The organism is Rufibacter sediminis (assembly GCF_014269285.1).
Taxonomy (GTDB): Bacteria; Bacteroidota; Bacteroidia; order Cytophagales; family Hymenobacteraceae; genus Nibribacter; species Nibribacter sediminis.
The window spans coordinates 26,316-32,458 of the sequence record NZ_JACOAF010000027.1 but is presented as its reverse complement, the minus strand read 5'-3'; the positions used below and the strand labels follow the sequence as shown (position 1 = coordinate 32,458).

The 6,143-nt window shown below is 51.9% G+C and carries 4 protein-coding genes; 2 read left to right on the top strand and 2 right to left on the bottom strand.

Going from position 1 to position 6,143, the window contains the following annotated elements; genetic code table 11:
* The first annotated feature begins 104 nt into the window (after positions 1–104).
* Positions 105–1,313: a phosphoglycerate kinase gene (locus H7U12_RS11540; protein ID WP_186637792.1), complete on the top strand. Its 1,209-nt coding sequence runs from the start codon at positions 105–107 to the stop codon at positions 1,311–1,313.
* Between the two features lie 448 nt (positions 1,314–1,761).
* Here H7U12_RS11540 and H7U12_RS11535 read toward each other — a convergent pair whose 3' ends face one another.
* Both H7U12_RS11535 and H7U12_RS11530 read right to left on the bottom strand, forming a co-directional pair.
* Complete coding sequence (locus H7U12_RS11535) at positions 1,762–3,672, bottom strand: RecQ family ATP-dependent DNA helicase (protein ID WP_186637790.1); 1,911 nt, start codon at positions 3,670–3,672, stop codon at positions 1,762–1,764.
* A gap of 516 nt (positions 3,673–4,188) precedes the next feature.
* The gene (locus H7U12_RS11530; RefSeq protein ID WP_186637788.1) at positions 4,189–5,028 is read right to left on the bottom strand and encodes a hypothetical protein; all 840 of its coding nucleotides are present in this window, start codon (positions 5,026–5,028) and stop codon (positions 4,189–4,191) included.
* A gap of 703 nt (positions 5,029–5,731) precedes the next feature.
* On the opposite strand from H7U12_RS11530, the gene H7U12_RS11525 reads away from it, so the two are divergent.
* Positions 5,732–6,049, top strand: a complete 318-nt coding sequence (locus tag H7U12_RS11525; protein ID WP_186637785.1) for a hypothetical protein — start codon at positions 5,732–5,734, stop codon at positions 6,047–6,049.
* The last annotated feature ends 94 nt before the right edge of the window (positions 6,050–6,143 follow it).

The following is a 6,143-nucleotide window of genomic DNA, read 5'->3' as shown; positions in this document are numbered from 1 at the left end:
TCCTCTCCCCTTCCGCCGAGGCTTCGTATCTAAATAGAATTACTATATTTGCTCTGCACCTGTTTCAGGTCTATTTGCGTAGCAGAACCAAACCATTACCGACTATGATAACAATTGACCAATACAATTTCCAGGACAAAAAAGCCTTGGTTCGCGTTGACTTTAACGTTCCCTTGAACAGCAACTTCGAAATCACCGACGATACCCGCATCCGGGCGGCGGTGCCCACCATCAAGAAAATCCTGAACGACGGTGGTGCTGTGGTACTGATGTCGCACTTGGGCAGACCCAAAGGCGGCCCCGAGGAAAAATACTCGTTAAAGCACCTGCTGAAGCCCTTGGAAGAAGTTTTCCAGATGTCCATCAAGTTCTCGCCTGATTGTGTTGGTGCCGAAGCCCTGGAACTGGCCAGCAGCCTGCAGCCCGGCGAAATCCTGTTGCTGGAAAATCTGCGTTTCCACAAGGAAGAAGAGCAAGGCAACCAGATTTTCGCCGAGAAACTGAGCCTTCTGGGCGATGTATACGTGAATGACGCCTTCGGGACGGCCCACCGCGCGCACGCTTCCACCGCCATCGTGGCCGATTACTTCCCCCACGACAAAGTATGCGGCTCGGTGATGCAAGCGGAACTGGACAACGCCCAGCGCGTGCTCAGCTACGCCGATCGGCCGTACACGGCCATCATGGGCGGCGCCAAGATCTCAGATAAAATCCAGGTGATTGAGCAGTTGCTGGACCGCGTGGACAACCTCATCATTGGCGGCGGCATGAGCTACACGTTCGCCAAAGCCCAAGGCGGCACCATTGGTACTTCGCTGCTGGAGGAAGACAAACAGCAATTCACCCTGGAACTGCTGAAGAAAGCCGAGGAGAAAGGCGTGAAAATCTACCTTCCGTCAGACACCGTCATTGCCGATGCGTTTGACAACAACGCCCAGTCGCAGGTAGTAAAAAGCGGCACTATTCCAGACGGTTGGATGGGCCTGGACATAGGACCCGAAACCATCGCCACGTTCGCGGAAGTGGTGCGCAATTCCAAAACCATTCTCTGGAACGGCCCCATGGGCGTGTTTGAATTCCAGAACTTCGCCATCGGGACCAAAGCCATTGCCGAAGCCGTAGTGGAAGCCACCAAGAACGGGGCCTACTCCTTGATTGGCGGCGGTGACTCCGCGGCTGCGGTAACCCAAATGGGCCACAGCCATGATGTTTCTTACGTATCTACCGGTGGCGGCGCGCTGCTGGAGTACATGGAAGGCAAGCAATTACCCGGCGTAGTTGCCCTGCAAATGGAAGAGACTCCCCTGACCTAAATTCCAGCTATCAAAAAACAGAAAGGCGGTAAGTTGAACTTACCGCCTTTCTGTTTTTAGGCCCTTTTCCAAAAATTAGCCCTAAAACGCAGCTCCTCTTTCTCGTTGATTTTCTTCTGCAGGAAAATACAGATTAGCCTTTCGGATAGAGAACACAATTGCTTTGTAGGGGCAATCCCTTGTGGTTGCCCTATTTGATCTTCCCTATAAAGCTTTCCCATTTCTGACCTGTTTTCACAAAACTACCAGAAAACCACACAACGTCTGCCAGCCCAAGCAAGCCGCCGTCGTCTGCCGCCGTTGTTGATGTTCTCACCAACAACCAAAACTGCGTTGAGCAAACGTGAAGGGCAACTACAAGGGATTGCCCCTACTCCCCTTTTTTTGCTCAGTTTCTAAAATACAGCTTAGAAACATACTTAACATATTATAAAAACTAATGACATCACTACTCTTTGCGCGTCAGATTCCCTTCGGGTGTGTAGCCTACCGTGCCACTTTCCAGCATATCCTGCAGCAGATCGCCTAACAGTTCCTGCTCTGACGAGCTGAAGTGCATGGCGATGGATTTGGGATGCAGCGGAGTTTCCTTCAAGTGGCTGAGCACGCGGGCTTCCATGTGGAGTTTGTTTTCGTCCAGCTTCTTTTTCTTTTTCTGGGCCAGGCAATAGTCACAGATGCGGCAATCGGTGGAGGCTTCTTCGCCAAAATAGGACAGAATCTGCCGGGTGCGGCATTGCGCCTTGTTCTCCATGAAGGTGACCACGGCATTGGCCTTTTCCAACGCCCGCTCCCGGAAAAGCGCCAGTTGTTTCTGATCAATGGGCAGAGAGGCGGCATCGTAGCGGGGCGCCATGAACTGCACCTGCGGCCCATCGTGCTGCGGTTCATACACCAGCACTTTGCGTTGGTGCAGGTGCTGCAATTGCTGCCGTATCGTCGCCTCCGGCACCGACAGGTGCTTGGCCAGGCCGGCCTCTGAGATTTTCACGAAGTCCCGGTACATCTCCCCGCCGTAGAGCCGCAGCAAGCCTTTGATCACCGGTTCCAGGTTTTCGTTGTGGATCTGGAAGTCATATAACTGGGTATTGCTCAGCAAGAGATTCACCTTGGACGGACTATAGAAACCTTCGTTCAGCTGAAGCAATCCTTCTGACTCCAGCTGCTTCAAGGCAAAGTGCACTTCTACGGGCGAAAGCTGGTAGGTGCGGCAGAACTCCGCGAGGTCAAAATCAAATGACTGGAACGCCCCGCTGCCGGTAGCCAGCTGAAAAAAGTTGGCCAGGGCCTGGTACACCCGCCGCAGCGTCTCTATGGGCGGATAGGCCTCCTCGGTTTTCTTCAACAGCAACGGCCCGTCCTCGGGACCCAGCAGCACGGTAGCGTAACTGTATTTGCCGTCTCGGCCAGCGCGGCCGGCCTCCTGGTAATAGGCTTCCAGCGAATCGGGCAGGTCCAGGTGCACCACCAGCCGGACATCGGGTTTGTCAATCCCCATCCCGAAGGCGTTAGTTGCCACCATCACCCGCACGCGGTCCTGGAGCCAATCGGTCTGCGCCGTGGCCCTGGTCTGGTGCGGCAGCCCGGCATGGTAAGCCGCCGATTTGATTCCCTGTTTCTGGAGCCACTGGGCTAGTTCCTGCGTGCGGCGGCGGTTCCGGACGTACACAATGGCGGTGCCGTTCATCTTCTGCAGAATCTCCCGCAGGCGGCCTTCTTTGTCTTCGGTGGGCAACACAGAGTAAGACAGGTTCTTGCGCGCGAAACTCTGCTGAAAGACCTCCTGCTTTTTGAACTGCAGTTTCTGCTGAATGTCGGTTTTCACCACTTCGGTGGCCGAGGCGGTCAAGGCGAGCACCGGCACGGCGGGCAGCACCTCGCGGAGCTTGGCAATCTCCAGGTACGCGGGCCGGAAATCATAGCCCCACTGCGAGATACAGTGCGCTTCATCTACCGCCAGCAAACACACGTTCATGCGTTTCACCCGCTCCAGAAACAGCTCGGTCTGCAACCGTTCCGGCGACACGTACAGGAACTGCACCACGCCAAACACGCAGTTGTCCAGAATGATGTCCCGCTCCCGCTCGGGCTGGCCTGCGTGCAGTGCCGCCGCCGAGATCCCGCGTTTGCGGAGGTTCTCCACCTGGTCTTTCATGAGGGCGATCAACGGGGACACCACAATACAAACGCCTTCCATGACCAGCGTAGGCACTTGAAAACAGATGGATTTACCGCCGCCGGTAGGCAGAATTGCCAACGTATCGTTCCCCTTCAGAACGGAAGTGATGATGTCTACCTGTCCCGGCCGGAAGGACTCGTGTCCCCAGTACTGCTTCAGGATGTCTAGAATGTTTGCCATAGATCATCCAAAAATACGAAATAGTTGGTTCCCCGGTCTCGGTAGCCACTCACAGATTCTCACCGACAGAGCGGCGCAACGGAGTACCGGCTAATCAGAGCAACGCTTCCCCGCCTCCGCTGAGCCACGCGTTTTAGGGGTGTTTTCCAGAAAGTAGGGGTAATCCCTTGTGGTTGCCTTTGCGTTTGCCATCGCAGTTCCGGTTGTTGGTGAGTACACCAACAACGGCAGAGATAATAATCAACTACCTAAACAGTTTCCTTTGATGCTACCTTCTGGGTAAAATTTATATGGCGCGGAAGTTACTTCCGTGCCTTCCAGACGTGGGCCCTTGAATAGAACAGGCTACAACTTGAGACTACTTACTTGAACCAAGCGCTGCCATCCAGTTCTTCGGCAATGGAAAGAAAACCACCAAAGCTTGCCTTCTTTTTAAGCCTGTTTTCAAGAAAACGGTCAGAAAACAGAAAACCCGGCCTGCGGCCGGGTTCCCGTACATTCTACTCCATTCAAAAATTAGGCAGCGGCCGTTTGTTCGTGCTCGCGGTCATCAATTACTTTCTTCAGTTTGGCAATAGACTGCTTGGCGCGCTCTTCGTCCAGCTTGTTGATGTTCAGGAGCATTTTAGTTTTCTCCTGACGCGTAATCACCGGATTGTTGAGCAGACGGATGATTTCTTCCTTCTGCTTCGCAGTGGCGTATTTCACCGTGGCTTCTTCGGCTGCCGGAGCCGGAGCGGGAGTGACAGGAACCACCGCCGGGGCTTGCGCTACTTCGGCCACCGCCGGATCTGCCGGAACGGCTTTCATGGTCTTGGTAGCCGCTGGTTTGGCGGGTTGCTCTGCTTTCTGCTCGGTCACGTTGCCCTGGTAGTCCATCTCCTCGGCGGGAGTTGGCTCGTACCCGGCCGCCCGGATGATCCAGGCTAAGATGTTCCGGTAGGCTTTCCCGATGGCTCTGGTCTGGGCCATAGATGCGATGGCGTATTCCTGATAGTACTTACGTCCCTGCTCTTTGTTGGAGCAGATCGCGAAGCCCGCTCCCACCACTTGCTCAGTGCGCAGGTTCAACAGGTTCACTTTGGCCAGGTACTTGATCTCCGTGCTATCGCTCATGCTGGTCAGCTCGTCTACCACCGGCAGAATACCCAAACGGGAACCGGCGTACTGCCAGCCTTCCACGTTCACATACTCCTTGCCCTGAATGTTTTGATACAGCCGGTTTTCCTTAATGAACTTCGCCAAATCAACGGCCAAGTGCATGGTTTCGTCCGAGCGGGAGATATCAAAACTCTCGATTTTGTTCTTCTTAACCACTTTCTCTTCGTTGGTTTCTTGGTTCACTTTGGTTTGCATTTTCTCTCTAGTTTCAGTTCAGATTCATAACAGAACCAGTTTCATAATAGTGCCATCCCGTTCTATTTTTACCACTATTAATCATATTGATTATCAACAACTTACAGGCAATTACTAAAATATTTTTAGCAATTACAAGTAACTAATAATCAAATCATTAGCAAAATAGACAACCCACTCAGTTTTAGCTGAAGGATACCCGAAGAGCGGATTCCAAGATAAGTATCTCAGAATCTTTCTTTTACGAAAATCAACCAGAAAAGCATACAGAAGAACGGCTTATTTTTGTTGGACTGAGAGTATTCCTCTAACGGCGTTTTAGCCCTCTTTTTCAGAAAACACCTCAAAAACTGCTTCCCGTAAAACTGGATTTGCCATTCTGGGGCTGTAAACTGATAACCCAGCCGAAATAGGTGGTGCGCTGCCGTGTTAGTACCATGAGGGTGGATGCTGGGTGAGCTCTTCCTCGGGTTTTCGGGAAATCGACTTACTTTATCTACACCTGGCCACCCCGCTTGCCCCTATTCCTCTACATATTTCCTCCCCAAAGTGTAGAGAAATGCTACAGTTTCTGAGAAACGCCTTTGCCAGTATCAGAATACAATTAACTACCATACAGACACTTACACCAAAATACAAGCTTTTGGCACGGCAATGGCATCTGTAGAAGTACAAGATTCATTCATCAACTTAATTTAGAACTATGAAGAAAGTTATCTTATCAGCCTTCGGACTTTTTGTATTTGCTACTGTTTCTGCCAACGCACAAACGCAAACTGCACAAACCGCTCAGACCACCACTGCTGCCGCGCAAGACAGCAAGACTCCGGTAAAAGTTGAGGAACTCCCCGAGGCTGTTAAAACTTCCATCACGTCAGATGCAGCTTTGAAAGAATGGACTCCTACCACTGTTTTCCTGGTGAAGGATGCTGCCGGCAAAGAGTATTACTCTATTGAAATGAAAAAAGGCGAGGAAAAAGGCGTCATCAAACTAGACAAAGAAGGCAAACAAGTAAAATAACCTGCCATCACTGCCGTTAGTCAAGTAAAACTATGAAATACAGAAAGCCGGGAATTCCCGGCTTTCTGTATTTTTACCTTTTCAGAACGAACGA

What these genes read in the sequence shown, in the direction of transcription:
- H7U12_RS11525 (WP_186637785.1), top strand. Translation starts at nt 5,732, where the DNA reads ATGAAGAAAGTTATCTTATCAGCCTTCGGACTTTTTGTATTTGCTACT.
- H7U12_RS11540 (WP_186637792.1), top strand. Translation starts at nt 105, where the DNA reads ATGATAACAATTGACCAATACAATTTCCAGGACAAAAAAGCCTTGGTT.
- H7U12_RS11535 (WP_186637790.1), bottom strand. Translation starts at nt 3,672, where the DNA reads ATGGCAAACATTCTAGACATCCTGAAGCAGTACTGGGGACACGAGTCC.
- H7U12_RS11530 (WP_186637788.1), bottom strand. Translation starts at nt 5,028, where the DNA reads ATGCAAACCAAAGTGAACCAAGAAACCAACGAAGAGAAAGTGGTTAAG.